We start from the raw sequence: 21,656 nt of genomic DNA, 5'->3' as shown, positions 1-21,656 counted from the left end.
AAAACCGCAGAAGGAACGGTGATAAAATGGTCGAAGAAAAAGTGAGTGAAGAAAAAAAGGTCGGAGGCAAAACGGTCAAAGAAATAAAGCCCGCTTCAGAGACCTTAAAACCCACAAAAATAGCGGTCGTTCGCTGTGATATCGTTTCAGAAGCCTGCCCCGGGGTTGGATGTTTCAAGGCGTTCAATGAGAGGGAATCCCATTTCGAAAATTACGATGAAAACGCACAGATGATTGCCTTCTTCACATGTGGGGGCTGCTCAGGTCGGAGAGTTTACCGCCTGCTAAAGGCGCTCAAAAAGCACGAACCTGATGTCGTGCACCTGAGTTCCTGCATGCTGATGGAAGGCTTTTATCCCAAATGCCCGCACCTCGACACCATCAGAAAAACAATCCGGAACGAAGGAATCGAAATTGTGGAGGGCACACACCACTGAAAATCTCATTACCCCTCCACCTTTTCCTTCCTTTGTTCTCCTTTCAACCATTCACGCTAACTTTCGTCCCACACTCCTCTATCAATGATTTACACACCCCAACCTTCGTCCCAATACCCCCTGGCTTGGAGTGTGGGGCTGGAAGTCTTATCCTTACAAACCTGATGTCCTTACAAACCTGATATTAATTTACGAAACTTTGAGAGGTCTAAAATTATGGTAAAACGGATGATTGTAAAAATTGACGAAGAAAAATGCACCGGCTGCGGAAAATGCGTTTCCCCCTGTGCCGAAGGCGCAATCCAGGTCATAAATGGCAAAGCAAAAGTCGTATCCGAAGAACTCTGCGACGGCATGGGCTTTTGCATAGGAGTCTGCCCCGAGGGTGCAATCACTATCGAAGAAAGGCACACAGTTGAATTCAACAGGGAAAAAGCCGAAGCCCAGCCAAGGCAGACCGACGTCTCCATCCGCTGCTTCAGCTGCGGCGCAGGCGAAGACACCCACTACCTCATGCCGCTCAGGCACAAAATGGAGAGCCTTTGGGTTTGCACTCGCTGCCTTCCGCAGCTTATCCACGGTTAAAAGTCCGCTTGAGCGAAACGAAGTGGAGCGAAACGGACCGCGTACTGCAGAGCCGCAACTCTGCTGGGTCTGCACTCGCTGCCTTCCGCAGCTTATCCACGGTTAAAAGTCCGCTTGAGCGAAACGAAGTGGAGCGAAACGGACCGCGTACTGCAGAGCCGCAACTCTGCTGGGTCTGCACTCGCTGCCTTCCGCAGCTTATCCACGGTTAAAAGTCCGCTTGAGCGAAACGAAGTGGAGCGAAACGGACCGCGTACTGCAGAGCCGCAACTCTGCTGGGTCTGCACTCGCTGCCTTCCGCAGCTTATCCACGGTTAAAAGTCCGCTTGAGGGAGCGAAGCGTACTCCCGAGCCTTATTCACGGTTAAGATCTGGTCTGTGAGGACGTTTTATTTGGTCCCCCGTATAACCGGATTAGGTATCTCGTGTCGTTCTTGTCTCCGGTCACCGAAGGTGAGCGGCCTTTCCAGAATTAAGAGAATAAATAAGAAAGACAAAAAAATTAAAAGTAGCCGGAGAAAACGTAAGGAATGGAACCGGTAAGAACACGAGCAAAAAAGGAATATACAGAAATAAATACAGTGTGTAAACATCCCTCTCACTTTCCGCAGATGTACACAAATGTATCATTCATTTACCGATTTGTCCGATATTCTTTGTATTATTGCGAGTTGGTTTTTATTTCATAACCATATTGAGAAAATAGATGGCATTTTTGTGGACTTCTGCGGAAGGTCAGATCCCTTCCAATTTTTCTTTTTTATTTCTCCTGTATATTTTTCGTGAAGGGCCGCCAGGCAAGCTGGCGGAGGAATTTTTAAATGATCAAATTGAAAAACGGTTTCCGGGTTCAAGTGGAATGGTTCAAGCGGAATATTTCCCGAACCCGTGGAACTTTAACGGGAGATCGGAGTTTCTGCTGCTAATTCTTTTCGAAAATTACTTATCATAATAATATTCAGCATTTACTGTGCAGAAGAAAAAGCTCCTCCTGGATATCGGCCTAAACGCCTATGAAGCTGCAGCCTACCTCTCCCTTTTGAAACTGGGGGTATCCGAAGCAAGCTCCGTCTACAGGGATGCGGAGGTGCCCTACGGGAAGATCTATACCGTCCTCGAGTCCCTGGCTGGGAAGGGGTTTGTGGAAGTCCAGACCTCAAGGCCCAAAAAGTTCAGGGCGGTAGACCCTGAGCTCGCTCTTGATGCTTTTTTTGAGAAAAAGAAAATTGAACTTGAAAGGGAAATGGCGCTTTTGAAAGGCTCTGTCGAGGAAGCAAAACAGGCCCTGGAAACCGTATCCCCTCAGAAGCGGATGAACGAGGTCTTCTGGACAACTGCCATCACGGAATCCGAAATTAAAAAGTTTGCCACCTCCGTCTACAGGGAAGTTAAAAAATCGGTCAATGTAATCCCTCCGGCTTTAGGGATGCCCGTAGTCGCCAATCTGCTTCCGGAAATCATAAAAGCCGTAGACAGGGGGGTTAAAATCCGGCTTCTTATTTCCCCTCGTTTCCTTGCTCTTGTTCCCGTGTTTTCAATGCAGGGGGAAGAAACTCTCGGGAAACTGAAAAAAGGTCTGGACATCAGGCTCAGCCAGAACTTTGACTCGTATTTCGGGGTCGTTGACGATAGTGTGGTAATCCTCTTCCAGCCTCATCCAAAAGATAAAGACCGCGTCCTTTCGGTAGTGAAAATCTGGGATGCCGGGCTTGCAAAAAACCTCCGGGAGGAGTTTGAAATTTTGTGGCAGGCAGGGGAAATCGTTGACCTAAAAGTAGAGCTTGAGAAAAAGAAGTGAATATAAGTGAAAATATAGTCACGCCTTCATTTGATGCGACATAAATTGCTTTATTACACATCGTTTTTTGTCGCATTAATTACGCTCGTGACTATAGGTGAAAATAGGTGAAAATAAGTAAAATTAATGAAAAGAAATGGAAACAAAGTTTTCTTTCATTATTCCTGTACGTTATTTCCTGGAAAAGCCGCGCTGAAGCGCGGGGGCAAGAACGGCAGGATAAGGCTATTCAGGTTGCGTCGGTTTCTTGCGATCAAAAAATATTATTACCATCCGCCCTTTTTAGGCACTGAATGATCATCGGCGTGCTGGGGCCCGAAGGCTCATATTCGGAAAGGGCGGCAAAGCTCTGGATGCGTAACAATGGCCTGGAAGCTGCGGAACTGCGGTATTTTGAGGATATCGAGGACGCTTTTTTTGCCGCGGCCAGAGGAAAAACGGATATTTCGGTAATTCCCATCGAAAATTCCATCGAGGGTTCGGTAGGTGTAACCCTGGACCTCCTCCGGGAAGACGGAGCAGTAATAAGCGGGGAGGTCGTGGTCAAAATCGAGCACTGCCTGCTCTCTAAAGGCAGCCCTGAAGCCATCAGGGTCATCCTCTCCCACCCCCAGGCCCTTGCCCAGTGCAGGCATTTCCTGAAAGTGAATTTCCCGCACGCGGAACTCAGGAGCACGGGCAGCACTTCCCATGCTGCAAGACTTGCCGGGGAGTTTGAGGAAATGGCAGCAATTGCCTCCCCCGAGGCTGCCGAAAAGTACGGGTTGAAGGTCTTGCTTTCCAACATCCAGGACCGGGAGGAAAACCATACCCGTTTCATTGTCTTGAGGGCTGAGGTATCCGGAAAATGCAGTCCTTCCGGCTGCAAGGGAGCGGGTAAGGAATCTGACCGGATACGAATCCAATGCAAAACTTCCTTGATCGCCTACCTGGCTAAAGACAGTCCCGGATCCCTCTACGGCTTGCTGGGGGCCTTTGCGGAGCGGGGGATCAACCTGACAAAGATCGAATCGCGGCCTTCCAAAAGGGAACTTGGAGACTATTATTTCTACATCGATTTCGAGGGCTCTGCCAGCGATGCACTTATAAAAGATGCCTTAGAAGATATTAAGGCAAAAGCTGATATCCTAAGAGTCCTTGGTTCATATCCGGCTTTAGGAAATTCGGAAGCTTAAGGCGCGGACTCCGGGACAGGGGACAAAGCTCCAGAGAGAGGCAGAAGCCCGTATCATACTTAAAAAAAGAATAATGTAAATAAAGTATAGGCCACTATCTTAAAATAAAATATCACACAAAAGTACAGGCTCAGATCACTAAAAGTACAGAGTTATACCATTAAAAGTACAGGCTAATAATTACTAAAAGTTACATATCACATTTATATAACCGGGACCGTAGTCCCGGTACTTAGAGGCGGCAGGATGGCTCTCGAGATTGAAAAAATAGTAACTAAACACGAATCGGCCCTTAAGAGGTACAGAGGCTTCTATTTCCTGGCGGACCTGCTTGCCGCGTTCCTGATCCTGTATGCCCTTTTCACGGTCTTCAACATGCAGGACATATTTTTCATGTTCCCCGTCTTTGAGCCTTATACAGGTGCAAGATACGATTTCTTAGGCTTTGAAATCTTTTTTGAGACGCTCGGGATGGCTTCTCTAGCCTTTGTCCTGTCCCTGGCTTTAACGGCAATCAGGCATTACAGGACCGGTAAGAAGGATGCTATTTCCCTGGTTGAGGAAAAGTACCCCGTGCTGAAAGAAAGGCTCAGGACCGCTTATGACAACCGGGAACTTGACAACATCATTGTCCAGGACCTGATTGGCAGCGTTATTCTCGATTCGAAGCCCGTGAAATCTTCAGCTTTCCTGAACCGGAAGAAGCTTGCAAAAAACTTCTTCATGATCGTATGTGCGGTTGTGGTCCTTGTCTATGTTGCCGAGACCGGCTACCAGGGCGAGTTCAGTCCGACGGACCTGGAAGAGGTCATCGAGGACATCCCCTTCCCGGGTTCGGATTCCGACCTTTTCTCGCTGGAGGACGGCGGTGGGACTTCCGAGGAAGAGCCCGGAGAAGACCTCTTCGGGGAACCTGCTGTCATTGTGGTGGAGGGCACGGAAGTGGACCTGAAAATACCTCCAGGGGCAGGACAGGGCTTTACCGTACAGGAAGAGGGGGAAGAGCGGGACGAGGAGTTTATCCAGTCCGCAGCCTACGACCCCGAAGCTATCGCTTCCCAGGCCTATTACGACAACCTCCCCGAAGGGTACAGGAGCATCATCCAGAGTTACTTTGAAGAACTTGCGGAAGAATGAGATAACAAATTTATCTAAAAGTTTGGGTTCCCATTGCCCGGGTAGGAAATCAGTTCCTATCATACTAGCTAACGAATTTATTCCTATTGTAAGAACCGGAAAATCATTATTGTAACACATCAAGTTAACACATTAAGTTAACACATCAAGTTAACACATTAAGTTAACACATCAAGTTAACACATCAAGTTAACACATTAAGTTAACACATCAAGTTAACACATTAAGTTAACACATCAAGTTAACACATCAAGGTTATGAATTATCCTGAGGGGCGGGAAGGGCCCCCGCAGGAAAAAAACGGAAAACGACAGAAAGGGTGAAGCATAATATGTACGAAAATGATGCAGATTCGGAGCAGGCCTCCATGACCTACCAGAACGCGGGCAGGATTTTCAAGAGTTTTTTTGAGGAGATCGGGAATGTCATCGTAGGCCAGAAAGAGGCAGTGGAGCAGATCACGATCGCCCTCCTCTGTGAAGGGCACGCTCTGGTGGAAAGTAATCCGGGGCTTGCAAAAACCCTTATGATCTCCACTATTTCAAAGGCAATGAACCTGAAGTTCAGCAGGATCCAGTGTACTCCTGATCTCATGCCCTCCGACATCACAGGGACCTACGTGATTGAGGAAAAAGAAAAAGGTAAGGAGTTCAGGTTTGAGCCGGGTCCCGTCTTTGCAAATATCGTGCTTGCAGACGAAATTAACAGGGCTTCTCCGAAGACCCAGTCTGCCCTGCTCGAGGCAATGCAGGAGAAGCAGGTGACTGTCGGAAACGATACCTACCTGCTGGACCGGCCTTTCTTCATCCTTGCGACCCAGAACCCCATTGAAATGGAAGGGACTTATCCCCTGCCCGAAGCCCAGCTTGACCGTTTCCTCCTGAAGATCCTGCTGGAATACCCCTCCTTTGAAGAGGAAATGGAAATCGTAAAGCGCTACACGAAATCCGAGGTCCCGCAGGTTACAAGGGGCCTGGACAAGTCCACCCTTCTCAATTTACAGAAACTCACAAGACAGGTCCCGATTTCGGACGAACTCACCCAGCGTGCCCTTTCTATCGTGACAATGACCCGGAAAGACAAAGAAAACATCGAATTTGGGGCTTCTCCACGTGCTTCCATAGGGCTTATCCTTGCTGCAAAAGCCCGCGCCCTCATTGAAGGCAGGAACTTTGTGAGCAAGGAAGATGTCGATACCATGGCCTACCCTGTACTCAGGCACAGGATAATCCTTACCTTCGAAGCCGAACGGAGCGGGATGACCTCCGATGAGGCAGTCGAAAAAATCCTCCAGAAAGTCAAATGAAGGGAGACCCCTTCGGTAAAATCTTTGAGTCGGCAGGAACGAAGCCAGGCAAGAAGTATCCAGGCAGGAATCGGCTTTTGATTGAAGATCCAGAATGACCCGCACAAAACAAAAAATAGAAACGGATTTTTTCAGGCAGCTTGACCGCTTTACCTTCTCGGTCCGGAAGCGTGTGTCCACGGTCTACGCAGGAAACCGCCCCTCTACCCGGAGCGGACACGGCATTGATACCATAGGGTTTCGGGAGTACGACCATAGTGACGAGCTCAAGGACATCGACTGGAAAGCCTATGCCCGGACCGAAAAACTCTATGTGCGGCAGTTCGAGGAAGAAAAGACTCTTACAACCCACATCCTGCTCGATTCCAGCAAAAGCATGGACTACCCCGGATACGGGACATCGAAGTTCGAATACGCGGCCATGCTCGCGGCTGGCTATGCCTACATGGTTACGAAATACAACGACAGGTTCGCCATTTCCACTTTTGGGGAGGATGTGGACATCCGCAAGCCCAGGAGGGGAAAGAAAAACCTCCTGCGGACAATCGACCACCTGAGCGAGCTCGAGCTTACGGGGGGGACCTCTATTGCCGAAAGTGTTGCAAAGTACAGCCGGGAGATCAAGTCCAGGTCCCTTGTCATCCTTATCTCTGACTTCCTTGAGGAACCCGAAGCCGTGGAATCTGCCGTGTACAGGCTCTCGGACCATGACCTCATCCTGATCCAGGTGCTGGACCCGACCGAAAAGAAGCTTCCCCTTGAGGGGAACAGCAAGCTTATTGACCTGGAAACCGGGGAAGAGATCAGGACCTATGTCAGTGAAAAGTTCAGGGGAAACTACCTGGAAAAGCTCGATGACCACAGTGCCCGGATCAGGAAAGCCTGCCTGAAGGTAGGGGCTGAGTTCTACACCTTTACGAGCGATACTCCCATCTTTGATGCGTTCTACCATACGATCAGGAGAAGGAGGCGCTGAAAAATGCCATTTGCAAACCCTCTTGCCCTTGCCGGCCTTTTGAGCATCATCCCTCTTATCATTCTCTACATGCTCCGGCCCAAACCTTCGGAGCTTTCAATTCCCTCTCTCATGTTTGTCCTGAAAATTGAGAGGGAGCGAAAAAGGGTCTACGCTTCGATCACGAAGATCGTAAAAGACCCTCTCTTCCTGGCCCAACTCCTGGTCCTGATCCTTCTTTCCCTTGCCGCCGCCGGCTACTTCTACACTGCGGAAGAACCCCTGAGCGGGGAACATACCGTGCTCATCCTGGACACTTCGGCAAGCATGCAGACTGAGTCTCGCTTTGAAGATGCGCTGGGACTTGCCGATACTTACCTCAGTAAGAAAAACAGCATCATCCTGGCTTCCAACGTGCCCCTGCTGGTCCTGGAAGGCGGGGGAGCTTCGGCTGCTAAGGACACCCTCAAGAATGTCCCGGAAGGGGCAGGGGTTGCCGACATCTCTGCGGCGGTCACCACCGGGATGCGTCTCCTGTCGCAGGAAGGTGGGAGGATCATCGTGATCTCGGACTTCACTTCCTGGGAAGGGGATGACCCTGTTGCTTCTAAGAACCTGGCAGAGTCCTACGGCATCCAGGTCAATTTCGTGAAAGTCGGAAAGCCCGCGGACAACGTGGGGATCATTAACGGCTGGATCGAAGCAACGGACGGGGACTACAGCTACACCTGCGTGGTTAAGAACTACAATACCCGGACCGAAAAGGTCGAACTTGAGACCGGCAGGGGAATTTCCGGGGGCAGCACGAAGCCTTTTACCCTTTCCGTCCCTGCGGGGGAGACCAAACAGTTCCAGCTTGCAGAACTGGACCCAGGAATTACCAGGGTAATGCTTACGGAAGACGACGACCTCCCTGCGGACAACAGTGCCTATATCTCGATTCCGGAAAGTTCCCTGCAAAACATCCTCTTTATCACGGATGACGGGAAGCTGCCTTCAAAAACCGCGCTCTCCCTGCTTCCAAACAGTGAAATCAAGGTCCGGAATAACGTCCCTGCGGACCTGAGTGCCTACACCCTGGTGGTGCTTGCCCAGAAGGAAACCCCTGTAGCTAACAGTTCTGTCGGAAGGATCGAAAGCTATGTGAGAGGCGGAGGAAATGCGGTTTTCATTGCAAGCGGGGCTTTTGTTCCGGAAAAGACCGACGTTGACCTGATTAAGATCCTCCCTGTAAAGCCCATAGGGATCGGAGAGGCTGAAGACGGGCTGGAAGTCGAGGAGGTCCGGGAAAGCAGTATTACCAAGGACGTGAAGACGGAGGAAATCTCTGTCAGGAAGTACCTGAACGCCACTGAGAGAACAGGTTCGACCACCCTGGCAGTCCTTGACAACGAGGTGCCTGTCCTGAGTTACTGGCAGATAGGGGAAGGCACCGTCTTTTACCTGGGTTTCAACGACGAACTCCAGGAAGGGGCCTGGAACAATTTCCACAACCTGCCCGAATACCCGGTCTTCTGGATAAAGCTCATTGAGTGGCTCGGAGGTGTCGGGGACATTGCCGATTATAACCTGGAGACCGGAACTGTAAGCTCCCTTTCGAAGACCGAGGATATACAAACCCCAAGCCGCACCCTGACTGCAAACCGCGTGCTCTTTGACGAAGTCGGGATCTATAATATCGCAGGCAAAAAAATAGCCGTTAACCTTTATGATGACCGGGAATCGGACACCACCGTGGACGCCTCGGAACTTATCCAGCGGGCTGTTGCGGATGACGAGCCCAAACTCGTGCGTTCAGATACCTATACAGCCAAAAAAGATATCAGTAACTACCTGATCGGAGTTCTTTTCCTGCTACTGCTACTTGAAATCCTTATCGTGCGCGGGAGGGGTGAACTTTGAACGTCTCCCTTGAACAGCCCGAAATGCTGCTCCTGGTAATCCCGGTAATCCTTGCAGGGTTCTACCTCCTGCGGAATACGAAAACGAAGCTTGTGGAATGGAGGATGCTGGTCGCTTTCCTCCTGGTCCTTGCCCTTGCTTCCCCTGTCACTCTGATGTCGAATGTCGTTAGTGAAGACAACCCTTCACTGATCGTGGTCTCGGACGAGACCGGCAGTATGGGTATTTTCCAGGAAGGAACGGGCACAGACCTCTACGAAGCCCTTACCGCAAAGACTCCCACCACCTTCATCCAGCTAACGGGAGACAAGACCAGCCTCGGGGACGCTGTCCTCCAGTACTCGGGCAGCGGAAGCCAGGTCGTGCTTGTGACCGACGGGAACAATAACGCAGGCAAAGACCTTACGGAAGCCCTGGAATTTGCCCGGGAAACCGATACCCGGGTTTACATGGTTGAACCCGAACTCGAGGTAAACGACCTCAGCGTACAGGTGCTAGGGGACAAGACCGTTGTCGTGGAAAACGAGAACGAGTTTGAAATCCTGGTTTCCCAGGCTAACGACGGACTTGCCAGTTATTTCCTTAAGGTCTACGTGGACGGGGAACTTTTCCAGAGCAAGCACTTTTCCCAGGATACCCGGGAGATGACTATTCCGATAACCCGGGCTTTTGGCACTCTCGGAGCCCATAACCTCAGGGTAGAGATCGAGCCTGACGGGGAAGACCTGAACGATATCAATAACGAGTTCGACAAAGCCCTCTACGTGGTCCCGAAACCGAAAATCACTCTCGTAACGGACGAGCCTGATTCCCCGCTTGGCCAGGTCCTGAGCAACCTCTACGAGGTCTCGGTGGTTAACGATTATCCCGGAGCAGATAAGATCGAGGACAGCAAAGCCCTTGTGCTGGATAACAGGTTCATAAACACCCTTTCCGAAAAGGAAGTAAAAGAGATCAAGACCTATGTCAGCGACGGTAACGGGCTGATCGTTGTGGGTGGAGAAGGGGCATATAATTACGGGAACTACCTGAACTCTTCCCTCGAAGCCCTCCTGCCTGTCATCTCGAAACCTTCCGAGTTCAAGGGAGGAAGGAGTCTTATTTTGGTTTTGGATGTCTCTCCGAGCACTCTAAAGAAAGATGTTAATGTGGCAGAAGGCATAAGTGAAGTTGAAAAGGGGACACTTGCAGATATTTTGGGCAATGCAATATGGATTATTCAAAATGAAAACTTAAAAGATGCAGATGTGGCGGTAGTTGCCTTTGGGAGTACAGGCGTTGATGTTTCCGAGGGTTTTGTTTATCTGGGCTTGCCCTACAATGTCCAGCTACTTGAAGAAAAGATTTCACAATTAAATCCACACTTAGAAAGTGAAACATCATTGGATGAAGGATTAGAAACTGCAAAGAGTTTACTGGAAAGTGAAGACGGCGAACTCGATGTTATCATTCTATCAGATGGTGGGATAGAAGACTCTTACCCGGAAAGTCTTGAAATTGCGAAAGAACTGCAAGGGATGGGTGTAAACTTTTACTTCATACACATAAGATCAAGCGCCAGCTCTCAGTATGATTCGAGAAGGAATCTCTATGCGGAAATGTTAATGAAAGAAGTAGATGGGGTATACCAGAGTTTAGATCCTAGGGTGGTAGATAATCCCCGGGCTACCATTGATTTCGAACCCACAGTAAAACCCCCCGAGGAAGAAGAAGACGAGGAAGAAGAACTCGAACTCGACGCCTACCCCCTCCTGGTGTATTCCCCTAACCATTTCATAACGCGAAACGTGGACGGAAATGTTACCGGGATGATCACCGGCTACAACGACGTTACCCCGAAAGCCGGGGCCGAACGCCTGATAATCACGGTTACCGGAAAGCCTGTCCTTACCACCTGGCGCTTCGGGCTTGGCAGGGTAGCTGCCCTTTCCACGGACAACGGGGAAGGAAGCGGAAGGCTCTGGGCTCCTGTCCTTTACTCCGGAAAGAACGCGCGGCTAATTTCAGGCATGAGCAACTGGGCTATCGGAAACCCCCGGGCTGAAGAAGGAGCCGTCCTTGACGGGCCGGATACCTGGCTCGGCACCCCGGCTGAGCTTACCCTGATAATGTACGAGGAAGGCATTCCTAAGCTTAAACTGGATGGGGAAGCTCTGGACCTTGCCCTTACGGGAAGGAACATCTACGAGACCACCGTAAGCCCTGACACTCCCGGCCTTCACGACATCTCCGGCTATCCCCTTGCCGTAAACTACCCCCTTGAATTCCGGGACGTTGGGATCAATAAAGAGGTTGAACCCCTGGTCCTGGCAACCGGCGGGAATATCTACGACGCAAGGGAAGCAAGAGCTCTCCTCCTGAAAGACGCCCGGCAAAACTCCGAACGGGAAGTTCAGGAACCAATGAGCCTGAAGATGTACGTGCTCCTTGCAGCCCTCCTGCTCTATCTCAGCGAAATCATTGTAAGGCGCATAAGGGAAATGAGGAGACTCAGGAAACTGCAGGCAGTGCAGGCAGCAAAGGAAGCAGCAGGAGAATAATTTCCTTTTTTTTCCTTTTTTTTGCTCTTCCCTTTTCTTTCTTCTTTTTCTTTCTCCCTCTTCTTTCTTCTTTTGCTCTTCCCTTTTCTTTCTTCTCTTGCTCCCCTGCCATCCTTTTTTCTACTTTTCCCGTCAGACGTCTCAGGTTCCTAGGCAGTCATTCAGGTGCCTTTTTTAGTTGTCCCAATGACCTCGATAGTCATTAGAATGTATTTTTTGGTTATTGTGGTGCCCATCTCAGTCATCAGAATATATATTTTGTATATTGTGATGCCCTTTTTCTGATTGGTCTTTAAATTCAAAACAGTGCTGTGTATGAACTCAATTTTAAGATTTCATTTTTGGAAAAAGCCGGTCAGCAAGCTGACCGGTGAGAATACCGGTACTTGAAAAGTAAATTGAAAAAGGTTTGTGGGGATAAGTTAATGCCGGAGTTACGGTTGTTGATTTGCTCTATGCCCCGCATTCTCACCGGGCGCCGTAGGCGGCCGGCTTTTCCCTGAAAATTCATAGAAATAAGCACGAGAACAGCTAAAAACAATAACAAGGATAAAATTTCAAGCCAAAAGCATTGAGAACAGCTAAAAACAAAATCAATGAGGACAGCTAAAAACAAAATCAATGAGGACAGCTAAAAACAAAAGCGCTGAGAACAGCTAAAAACAAGAACAAGAATAAAATTTCAAGCCAAAAGCACTGAGAACAGCTAAAAACAAAAAAATATGGACATTTGCCCTTTTTATCCCGCTTGTGATGGCTTTCAGTCTGGTTCTGTTTCAATTTTGCTTTTTGGGAAGGCCGCTTGCAAGCAAGCGGAAAAAACAGTCTGAGACAGCAATCCGGCTGTTCCGGATAAGTTCTTACATCTGCTCGAACCTACCCTTTTGTTTTTGTTCTCTTCCCTCTCTTTTTGAGCCCTTGTTTCCTGGGCAGCCTTTTTCAGATATGGGCAAGCACCAGCACGGTCATCTGCCCGAAAAAGCCGGAAAAGAGGGGGACCACCAGGTTATCATCGATTTTGTTGACTGCGGTTTCTGCGAGGGTTGCGAAAAAGGCCATGACCAGGGCCACGATGGGGTTTCCGAGAATAAGGAGCCCGACAACGAAGTCTACGAGGAGCTCGGCGCCTGAGCCTTCAAGGGACTTGTCATTTTTGAATGTTGTGTGAAACACTCTTCTTTTTCCGTAGAATTTTCCGATAAGGGCTGCAACAAGGTCTCCCAAGGTTGTCATCAGGATTGCGGCATAGGCGATTTCCCTGGAGAAAAGACAGATGACTGCTACTGCTCCCAGTGCAAAATAGATATGCCCTCCAAGCCTGCATCCTTCCTTTTCCCTGTACATTGTATGGAAAAAGGGGATTTTCATGTCCTGTTCAAGCCGGAAATAGTCGAGGACCAGGACAAAGATCAGGAAAAGCATGAGCACCCAGAGAACTTCCTGTTTTCCGAAATACTCGTAGATAAGCACAATAAGGACTGAAACCAGGTGCACGCTTTTTCTCAGGATTTCGAAAATAAGTTCTCCGGAAGACATGTTGTAGGAACTTTTGCGAAGATAGGATATAAAGTGTTTGATGCAAAATGCTGATAAAAAATGTTGAAAGGGATCAAGGGATCAGGGGGCATCAGGGGTCAAAGGGTCAGGGAGCTTCAGGGAGCTCAGTGTGGGGTACCTGGGGATTTTCAGGCACTCTGTGACTTTCTGTGGAGTCTCCTATCAGCTTTTTGATCACGTCCATGTCTTTTAGTACTTTCAGGCTCACAAAGCCGCCCACCAGGAGGTTCATGTAGTAGGTCAGGGCTCTCCAGGCAAGCACGGTGATTCCGAGGATGGAGGGGCTTACAAAGACTGAGAAGAGGGATGCTGCCCCGAATTCCGCGACCCCGCTTGCTCCGGGGGTTGCAGGGACTATCATGATCACAGCCATGAGGACCTGGGCTGCAAAGGCGGTAGGAATCGAAGGGGTTTCGGAAAGGCCCATCAGGATCAGGACCAGCAGGGAAAATTCCACGGTCCAGAAAACGAAGGTATAAGCTATGCCGTAGAAAAGCCCCTTTTTCCCGTCCGAGAAAAATAGCAGGATGCTTTCATGGAAATGGTCTATTTCCTGGTCAACCTGCTCCAGAATATGGGAAATTGCGGTGTCCGTGCGTTTCCCGAAGAAGGGGGACGCTTTGCTTAGCACCCGGTGGATTGCGCTTTTTACCTTTTCGGGTTTCCATAAGCTGTAGACAAAACACAGGAGAATAAGGAAGACCAGAGCGTTTGCAGTCAGGAAAGCCGCGTCAAACTCGTAGTTCGAGGTAATGTCCCCATAAATATGAAGGGCAAAGGGTAAGGACGCAAAGATGAAAAAGGCATCAAGTAACCTTTCCCCAAAAACGATTGCAGTTGCTCTGCCCAGGGGAATTTTGTTCTGGTGGAGCATGTGGACCCTGAGGGGTTCCCCACCTGCGGAAGAAGGCGTGATCCCGGCTGCAAAGGCGCTTGAAATGACAATTTCAATAACTCTGGCGAGGTTTACCTCGTGGCCCAGGGCTCTGCAAAGCGCCCGGGTCCGAAAGCCCCAGACAAAGTACGAAAAAAAATGCAATAGGGCGGCAGCAATTATATATTCGGGTTTTACCCTTTTGAGGGCTTCAATTGTTTCCGCATCAAAGGTAAAACCTGTCACAATGGCTACTGATGCCGCACTTATGAGCAGGGATGCGATCAGCCATTTTTTATACCTGTTCATGGTTATCTGTTTTTATTTTGCGTTTTAGTAAATCTATTAATCTGTAATGAGGTATTTTTCACCGAGATATGTATTCATCCCGTTTCTTTATGTATGATAAGCTAAATTCAATCATTTATATTTTTGGATAAGTCCGCTTTAACTTATTAGCCCTGAAAGGGACCTGTAAAATCAGAAACGGAATGCAAAGGGATGAATCAGAATGAATTGGAATGAAATGAAACTGCATGATTAGAAATGAAATGCAGCGGGATTAAACGGAAATTGAAGCATAATGAATTAAAATGAAAGGAGCAGAAAAACCGGAGATTAATCCGGTTTTTTAATAGGGACCTTTCACGACCCGTCATAGCTTGTGTCATAATCCGGGTTGAGGGTAATTTCTTTTATGCTTGAGTTTTTGTTGATCATGACCTCGGGCCAGACCTTAACTCCCGAATGGATGGTTGAGTTATTCCCGATGATTACCTTATGCCCGATAACCGTTCCGTTTTCCAGGCTGCAGTTTTCCCCGATTATGGTGTCATCGGCTACAATTGCCCCTGAGATGTTGGAATTTTCTCCGATTCGGACATGGTCAAAGAGGTAAGAGGAAAGGAGCTTTGCGTTGTCTTCGATTACGCAGTTAGAGCCGATTACGCTGTAAGGGCCAACAAGCACGTTGTCGCCTATGACCGAGTTTTCCCCTATGACGATAGGGCCTACAAGGGATGAATTCGAGCCTACGGACACGTTGTTCCCTATTTTCAGAGGGCCTCTTATCCTGGCGTTTTTCGCGGCGAAATGCCCTTCAATGGTTGTCCCGGGCAGGGCGTCGAGCATCCAGCGCTGGGCCTGCCTGTAGGCTGCCGAACTCCCGACATCGGTCCACTTTCCCCTTACAAGCACGCCGTTAATCTTCTCATCCGCGGCAAGCATGGCCGGGAAGAGGTCTTTTGCAAAATCGTACCTGGTATTTTCCGGGATCCAGTCAAAGATCGAGGGGTCGCAAACGTAGATTCCCGTGCTTGCAAGGTTGCTGAAAATCTGGCCTGACTTTGGCTTTTCAAGGAAGCGGTGGATCCGGTTGTTGATGTCCATGTCGGCAATCCCGAATTCCCTCGGGTCGTCGATGGAAAGGAGCCCGATTGTTATCGGGGCGTCATTTGCTTCGTGGAAGCGGTACATCTCCCTGAGGTCGAGGTTAAGGACGTGGTCTCCCCCAAGTACGATAAAAGGCTCATTTTTTAGGTATTCTTCGGCATTTTTTACCCCACCCGCGGTCCCCATTTTTTCTTTTTCATAAACGTAATCGATATGGACTCCGAAAATGTGTCCGTCTCCGAGCTGTTCTTCGATGCGCTCTCCCATATACCCCAGGGTCATCACTATTTCGTTGAACCCCTCTCTTGAAAGGTGTTCGATAAGATGGCGGACGGAAGGTTCATTGAGAATGGGAATACTGGGTTTGGGGTGCTTGAAGGTCAGCGGTCTTAACCTGGTCCCCGCACCTCCGCACATGATGCATGCCTTCATATTTCCTCACATGTTCTTTTTGAATATATTAGTAACTATTTTCAGCGGTAATTGATAATGGTTATTCAGGATATGTCCTATTTATCCGCCTATCAGGTGAATCTCAGCTTTATCCGCCAATTCGGAAAATCTCAGCTTTATCCGCCAATTCGGAAAATCTCAGCTTTATCCGCCAATTCGGAAAATCTCAGCTTTATCTGCCAATTCGGAAGATATTGGCTTTATCCGTCAATTCGGAAAATCTCAGTTTTATCCGTCACTTTGATCTCCCTTTCCCCTTCATACTCAGTAACAATGCCTGTTATACTCACAAAGTCCCCTTTATTTATTGATTCATCCAGGGCTTCAACTCCTGCATCACTTGGAACAAAAACAGTCAGTGGCTCGGAGTTGTAATCTACTTTTAAAAGCAGGTGCCCTCCTGTGTACGTAAAGCGTTTGCTCAGGACCTCGGCTTCGAGGTTCACCCGTTCCCCTACTTCGGACTCCGGGCTGTACTGCTTGAACTCTCCCCCGGACACTTTCCCTGCACCCGCAAATTCTAGCCCGAAGCAGAAATATGCGACTGAGATAGACGATAGTGCCATAAGGAGCAGCACTATTACTACTTTTTCTTCCTTTTCCATACTTCCCCCTTTCTCCGGAAGTTTGATCCCGGGACAACGACCCTGGGACCACTCCATAAACCGTAATCATCTTACAAATCCGGAGTAATTTTCTAAATCTGGAATTCCCCTATAAATTCTGAGTCACCCTGTAGTCCGGACTATTTTTACTCAAAATAATCGAGACAAGTTTCACCTTATAATCGAGACAAGTTTCACCTTATAATCGAGACAAGTTTAACTTCCATGATAAGGATAGTGCCTGCGAGTTCGTGGTTGAAGTCCAGGGTAGCGTGCGTTTCGGTTGAAGCAAGCACTTTTACCTCCCTTCCGCTGGGAGTTGTGATTTTCTCGCCTGCTTCAGGAGGGGTTTCAAGTCCCAGCCTGTCAAGGGGAATTTCCTGGACCATGTAGTCCCTGTATTCTCCGTAGGCTTCTCCAGGGGGGATTTTAAGGGTCTTTTCATCTCCCACTTTCATCCCCAAAACCCCTTTGTCCAGGCCTTTGATTACCTGGCTAGCATTAGCTCTGAAAAAGAGGGGGGTGTATTCCCTGGCTTCCTCGTATATGCCTGCTTCGAGTGCGCGCTCTTTTACGGTGGTTTCGAACACTTTGCCGTCTTCGAATTTTCCCGTATAATCCACAAGCACGTAATTGCCTGTTTCAACAGCCTGAGAATTCTCCATTTATTCTCCATCTCCTTTATTTTTTTGTGCCTCTTTCAATCCAGCTGCTACGAATCCAGCGACTGCTAATCCAACCGCTTTTAATCCCTCTGCTGTTAAGCCGGATGCTGGCGTTCTTTATGATCCGGGTTCCGGCAAAAAATGCAGCAGAAATGTGGCAGCTTCATATGCAGAAGCTGCCCGGGAACTCAGCTAGATTCGATTGAAACAAGTGTAATGTCGAAAATAAGGGTCTTTCCGGCAAGTTCGTGGTTGAAGTCAATGGTGGCGTGGGTCTCATTGACCGAGAGTACGGTAACCCTTGTTCCGTACATTGTCATGAGCTTTTGCCCCTCTACGGGAGGTTCCGGGAGGCCCAGGTCTTCCAGGGGAACTGCCTGGATATTAGCTTCATCGTATTCCCCGTATGCGTCTTCCGGCGGGATTGTCAGGGTTTTTTCTTCCCCTACTTTCATCCCTATCACACCTTCATCGAAGCCTGTGATCATCTGGCCTGCGCCTGCCTCGAAAGTCAGGGGGCTGTATTCCCTTCCTTCGATGTATATCCCGGCTTCGACGGCGACTTCTTCTATGGAAGTGTCAAAGACCGTGCCATCTTCGAGTTTTCCCACGTAATCCACATGGACCGTGTCTCCGGCTTTGGCGGTTTCTCCAGCCTGCCCGTCGTTTCCTGTGTCCGTGCAGCCGCTTCCCAGGAGCACGCAGGCCACGATCAGGATGCACCCGAGGATAAGTACCCCCCTCCCGGTTTTCATTCCGTTCAGGCCTCCGTGATGGAAACCAGTGTTACCTTGAAGGTCAGGGCTTTGCCTGCAAGCATGTGGTTGAAGTCTATCACGAAACCTTCTTCATCAACTTCAGTTATCGTGCCCCGGAGTCCGGTGTCCGTTGCCAGCTGCATCCCTACTTCAGGGGTAAACTCCACGGCTTCTGCAGGGAGTTTCCTGGCAAGTTCTTCACTGTATTCCCCATATGCATCTTCCGGTGGGATTGTCAGGGTCTTTTCTTCCCCCACTTTCATCCCGACCACGCCTTCGTCGAAGCCTTTGATCATCTGTCCCGCACCCACCGTAAAGGTAAGGGGCTCGTATTCTCTTTGCTCGTTGTATATCCCGGCTTCAACTGCGACCTCTTTTACAGAAGTGTCAAATACCGCGCCATCATCGAGTTCTCCTACGTAGTCTACGGAGATGGTGTCTCCGCTTTCTATGGTTTTTTCAGAATCGGCTTTGGAGTTCTCAGTCATAAAAATCAATAATTCAAAACGAAAGCATGTTACATAAAAGTGCTGATGGAATTAGGGTCATATCTGATGCTTATACTGGTATCAGGTACTTTACAGGCTTCTTTTTATTCCCAGGCTGCTTCCAGTTCTTTATCTTTTAGTTCTTTCCGGTACTCAAGATAGGAGTAAACGACCGTAACAAAGGCAGCCAGCAGCGCCGGCCCGAGTATGAAATACACTGCCAGATCCGGGAAAAACATGCCGAATAACGCCGCTATCCCTGCAATCTTGAAGAGTTTGCCCGCCAGCCGGTTAGTCCTTTTCCACACCCTCTCGCTGCTCAGGGTCCAGGGAGTCCGGACCCCGACAAACCAGTTCTGCTCTGCATTTTCCGTAAGAATCCCTATGTAATAGAACAGCAGCCCTATTCCCACCGGGAGCACGGAATTCGGACTGATCTCAATCCCGATGTTCCAGAGCAGCATCTGCACATGTACCGCAAGCAAAAAAAGGAGCATAAGGAAGATAAAACCTTCATAATGTTTCCTGAATTTCTCGATATTTGCCTTCCGGGGATCAACCCTGGGGACTACCAGAAAGAACAGGGCAAGTCCGGCCATAATAAGAGGCATGAAAAACAGCCCCCAGAACTTCGACATATACCCGTTCACCTCTCCGCTGGCGTCCCAGTGCGTGGCCATCTGCTCTGGCACCAGGGGGTAAAAGTAGATGGAAAGGATGAAGGAGAAGAGAACGATTCCGATGATCACAAGGGTGGATTTTTTCATGGGTAATTAATTATGGCTCTAAATATTTAAAGAGTAACTTCTAACTAATCTAGTAGTTTTTAAGATTGTTTCTAACCTGGAATTGCAATTTTGCTTTAACAGTACTTTTGTCTTAACCGGGTAAAATATTTTTTATTATTCGATATCTTTCAACCCCATTTAAGCCTCAGGATTCGCAAACTGAAAAATGAATTTAAAAGTATTGAACTTTTGGAAAAACGAATTTCCAGAAAACGAATTTCCAGAAAACGGATTTTTGGAAAAACTAATTTTCGGGAAAATAAATTATTTTGAAAATAGATATTTTTAATGCAAAAATCTTCTAAAAAGAAAAGTGGACCGGTCGGGTCTATATCCTCAAAGTTTATAGTCCTAAACATAGATTTTATATACATGACTAAATCGGTTGATGACATTCATTGCATGGACACCGGCTTTATAAATGCGAAGCAGAGATTGAAAAAGGCCGACATCGGGGAAGAAAACCGAAAGTTAATTGAAAATTTTTCAATTGCCTTGAGGCGGGAAGGGGCGGCAAAGTCAACTATCACATGGTATCTCAATTACACGACTCGTACGGTTCAACGACTTCAGGAAATGGGCTTTACTGAGACTTTGGACAAGCTGGACCCTGAAACCTTCGATAGGCTTTTAATTCATCTTGAAGATGAAAGGAAAATGTCACCTGGCACAATTCGAAATTATAAAAAATTAGTCAAAAAATTTTTCCGTTGGTCCACGGGCGGCAATCCCCCTAAGTGGATTAGGGAGCTTAAGCTCAAGACGATCGAAAGCCCCGTACAGCCTTCCGACATCCTGACGAAAGACGAGTTTACCCGGCTCCTTGAAGCTGGCAGGCATCCACGCGACAAAGCTATAATTGCCGTTCTTGCAGATGGGGGAATGAGGGTGGGGGCGCTTGCATCCTGCCGGGTCAAAAACGTTGAATTCAACCAGTATGGGGCCATGATCTACCTTTCAAAAACGGGAGTTAATAAAACAACACCCGCAAAGGGGATTCCTTTAACTTGGAGTTCAGGATATCTGAATCAATGGCTAGCCGTACATCCAGACAGGGAAAACCCCGAGGCTCCCTTATGGGTTACACTTGACAAAAACCAAGAGGCTGTGAGTTATAAGACGATTCGAAAAATGATAAAAACCACAGCAGAAAAGGCAGGCATAAAGAAAAGTGTTCATCCTCACTTACTACGGCACACGGCGATTACCAACTGGATACTTGACGGACTCAACGAGCAGGAGGTAAAACACCGGGCTGGGTGGAGTCGCGGCAGCACTCAAATGTTTAAGATTTACGCAAATTTCACAGATCAGGAAATCAATAATAGCATTTATGAAAAGTACGGGCTTAAAACCGAGGACACAAGACATGTTACGTTAACAAGATGCCCGAGATGTGATAACGTTTTGAAGTCGGAAGATAAGTTTTGCTCGCGTTGCTCGCTTGTACTCGATCAGGCAATGGCTGAAAAAATAGAAGCTGGAAACGATTTTGCCGATGATAAGATGGAAAAGTTAGTAAACGCAAAAATTGAGGAACTTGTTGAGGCTAGATTTAGGGAAATGTTGGGTCAGAAATGACATTATTCTTCATTTATATTCATATACTTTTAAAAAATATCTTTTTTATTACCTCTTTTTTAATCAATTCTTTACGGGTTTTTGATATTTTCTATTTAGGTCTATGTGTGGGTGCTTGAATAATTTTCAGGTACAAATTCTAAATTGAAGTTTACTATTGTATATATATATGATAAAACCCCTCACTTTACTAATTAATTAATTTATTTAAATTGTAAAGGTGAAAGTATGGAAAGAAACCGTAAAATTCAATTTTGTGTGAATGTTGAACCGCACCTTTTTGAAATGATAGAAGAAAGCCGCGGGATTGCTAAAAGGGCAACTTTTGTTGAGAACATCCTGAAAGAAAAATTAGAGGGAACAGCATGAGTGCAACCGTTGAATCAATCCTCGATATTGACCCTGAAATTATGGAACGGATGCCAAAAACATTTCGACTGTATTTCGAAATTGAAAGACGGGCACAAGAAAAATACCAGCAAATTCTGGCAGATGTTGCAGCAGGGAAAACAACCCTGGAAGAAGAAAGAAGGAAAAGGGGGATTTTGTGATAATGAGAGGGGAAGCTGAAATTCGCGAAGTGTTGCACGTAGTCCTCGAAGTCGCCAAACTTTGGACCACGGCAACGGAGTTAAAACACTCAACCGAGCAACACTCGGT

19 protein-coding genes are annotated in these 21,656 nt (G+C 48.0%); 11 read left to right on the top strand and 8 right to left on the bottom strand.

All coding sequences use genetic code 11. The annotated features are described in order from the left end of the window. Window positions 1-26 precede the first annotated feature (26 nt). From MSMTP_RS12605 to MSMTP_RS12555, 9 genes are all read left to right on the top strand, one after another. Window positions 27-437, top strand: a complete 411-nt coding sequence (locus MSMTP_RS12605; RefSeq protein ID WP_082090617.1) for a CGGC domain-containing protein — start codon at window positions 27-29, stop codon at window positions 435-437. Between the two features lie 216 nt (window positions 438-653). Next, window positions 654-1,022, top strand: a complete 369-nt coding sequence (locus tag MSMTP_RS12600) for an ATP-binding protein (protein WP_048179987.1) — start codon at window positions 654-656, stop codon at window positions 1,020-1,022. A gap of 970 nt (window positions 1,023-1,992) precedes the next feature. Continuing rightward, the gene (locus MSMTP_RS12590) at window positions 1,993-2,820 is read left to right on the top strand and encodes a TrmB family transcriptional regulator (RefSeq protein ID WP_048179982.1); all 828 of its coding nucleotides are present in this window, start codon (window positions 1,993-1,995) and stop codon (window positions 2,818-2,820) included. Between the two features lie 293 nt (window positions 2,821-3,113). After that, window positions 3,114-3,995 carry a prephenate dehydratase gene (gene pheA / locus MSMTP_RS12580; protein ID WP_048179976.1) on the top strand — a complete coding sequence of 294 codons (882 nt, stop codon included), beginning with the start codon at window positions 3,114-3,116 and terminating at the stop codon, window positions 3,993-3,995. A gap of 246 nt (window positions 3,996-4,241) precedes the next feature. Further along, window positions 4,242-5,132, top strand: a complete 891-nt coding sequence (locus tag MSMTP_RS12575; protein ID WP_048179974.1) for a hypothetical protein — start codon at window positions 4,242-4,244, stop codon at window positions 5,130-5,132. Window positions 5,133-5,463: 331 nt separating this feature from the next. After that, a complete protein-coding gene (locus MSMTP_RS12570; RefSeq protein WP_048179972.1) occupies window positions 5,464-6,438 on the top strand; it encodes a MoxR family ATPase in 975 nt (324 codons plus the stop codon). Between the two features lie 94 nt (window positions 6,439-6,532). Beyond that, window positions 6,533-7,414: a DUF58 domain-containing protein gene (locus MSMTP_RS12565; protein ID WP_048179969.1), complete on the top strand. Its 882-nt coding sequence runs from the start codon at window positions 6,533-6,535 to the stop codon at window positions 7,412-7,414. A 3-nt stretch (window positions 7,415-7,417) separates the two neighbouring features. Then, window positions 7,418-9,295 carry a VWA domain-containing protein gene (locus tag MSMTP_RS12560; protein WP_048179966.1) on the top strand — a complete coding sequence of 626 codons (1,878 nt, stop codon included), beginning with the start codon at window positions 7,418-7,420 and terminating at the stop codon, window positions 9,293-9,295. Further along, window positions 9,292-11,835: a hypothetical protein gene (locus MSMTP_RS12555; RefSeq protein WP_048179963.1), complete on the top strand. Its 2,544-nt coding sequence runs from the start codon at window positions 9,292-9,294 to the stop codon at window positions 11,833-11,835. Before MSMTP_RS12560 ends, MSMTP_RS12555 begins: the two co-directional genes overlap by 4 nt. A 939-nt stretch (window positions 11,836-12,774) precedes the next feature. Here the strand turns inward: MSMTP_RS12555 and MSMTP_RS12550 are convergent. The 8 genes from MSMTP_RS12550 to MSMTP_RS12515 form a co-directional block, all read right to left on the bottom strand. Next, complete coding sequence (locus MSMTP_RS12550) at window positions 12,775-13,371, bottom strand: diacylglycerol/polyprenol kinase family protein (protein WP_048179959.1); 597 nt, start codon at window positions 13,369-13,371, stop codon at window positions 12,775-12,777. A 106-nt stretch (window positions 13,372-13,477) separates the two neighbouring features. After that, a complete protein-coding gene (locus MSMTP_RS12545) occupies window positions 13,478-14,575 on the bottom strand; it encodes a flippase-like domain-containing protein (RefSeq protein WP_048179956.1) in 1,098 nt (365 codons plus the stop codon). Window positions 14,576-14,911: 336 nt separating this feature from the next. After that, a complete protein-coding gene (locus MSMTP_RS12540; protein ID WP_048179953.1) occupies window positions 14,912-16,090 on the bottom strand; it encodes a sugar phosphate nucleotidyltransferase in 1,179 nt (392 codons plus the stop codon). 221 nt (window positions 16,091-16,311) lie between these two features. Next, the gene (locus tag MSMTP_RS12535) at window positions 16,312-16,716 is read right to left on the bottom strand and encodes an OB-fold nucleic acid binding domain-containing protein (protein WP_048179950.1); all 405 of its coding nucleotides are present in this window, start codon (window positions 16,714-16,716) and stop codon (window positions 16,312-16,314) included. A 194-nt stretch (window positions 16,717-16,910) separates the two neighbouring features. Next, the gene (locus MSMTP_RS12530) at window positions 16,911-17,381 is read right to left on the bottom strand and encodes a peptidylprolyl isomerase (protein WP_048179947.1); all 471 of its coding nucleotides are present in this window, start codon (window positions 17,379-17,381) and stop codon (window positions 16,911-16,913) included. 188 nt (window positions 17,382-17,569) lie between these two features. After that, window positions 17,570-18,136, bottom strand: coding sequence for a peptidylprolyl isomerase (locus MSMTP_RS12525; protein ID WP_048179945.1), 567 nt, complete (start codon window positions 18,134-18,136; stop codon window positions 17,570-17,572). 5 nt (window positions 18,137-18,141) lie between these two features. Then, a complete protein-coding gene (locus MSMTP_RS12520) occupies window positions 18,142-18,627 on the bottom strand; it encodes a peptidylprolyl isomerase (RefSeq protein ID WP_048179942.1) in 486 nt (161 codons plus the stop codon). Between the two features lie 104 nt (window positions 18,628-18,731). Continuing rightward, window positions 18,732-19,394 (bottom strand): SdpI family protein, encoded by a 663-nt coding sequence (locus MSMTP_RS12515; protein ID WP_048179939.1) that lies wholly within the window; start codon window positions 19,392-19,394, stop codon window positions 18,732-18,734. Window positions 19,395-19,787: 393 nt separating this feature from the next. On the opposite strand from MSMTP_RS12515, the gene MSMTP_RS12510 reads away from it, so the two are divergent. Both MSMTP_RS12510 and MSMTP_RS12505 read left to right on the top strand, forming a co-directional pair. Next, complete coding sequence (locus MSMTP_RS12510) at window positions 19,788-20,996, top strand: site-specific integrase (protein WP_048183540.1); 1,209 nt, start codon at window positions 19,788-19,790, stop codon at window positions 20,994-20,996. Window positions 20,997-21,361: 365 nt separating this feature from the next. Beyond that, the gene (locus tag MSMTP_RS12505) at window positions 21,362-21,547 is read left to right on the top strand and encodes a hypothetical protein (RefSeq protein ID WP_048179936.1); all 186 of its coding nucleotides are present in this window, start codon (window positions 21,362-21,364) and stop codon (window positions 21,545-21,547) included. The last annotated feature ends 109 nt before the right edge of the window (window positions 21,548-21,656 follow it).

It is taken from the genome of Methanosarcina sp. MTP4, from assembly GCF_000970045.1.
GTDB lineage: Archaea > Halobacteriota > Methanosarcinia > Methanosarcinales > Methanosarcinaceae > MTP4.
This window is presented reverse-complemented; position numbering and strand designations above follow the sequence as displayed.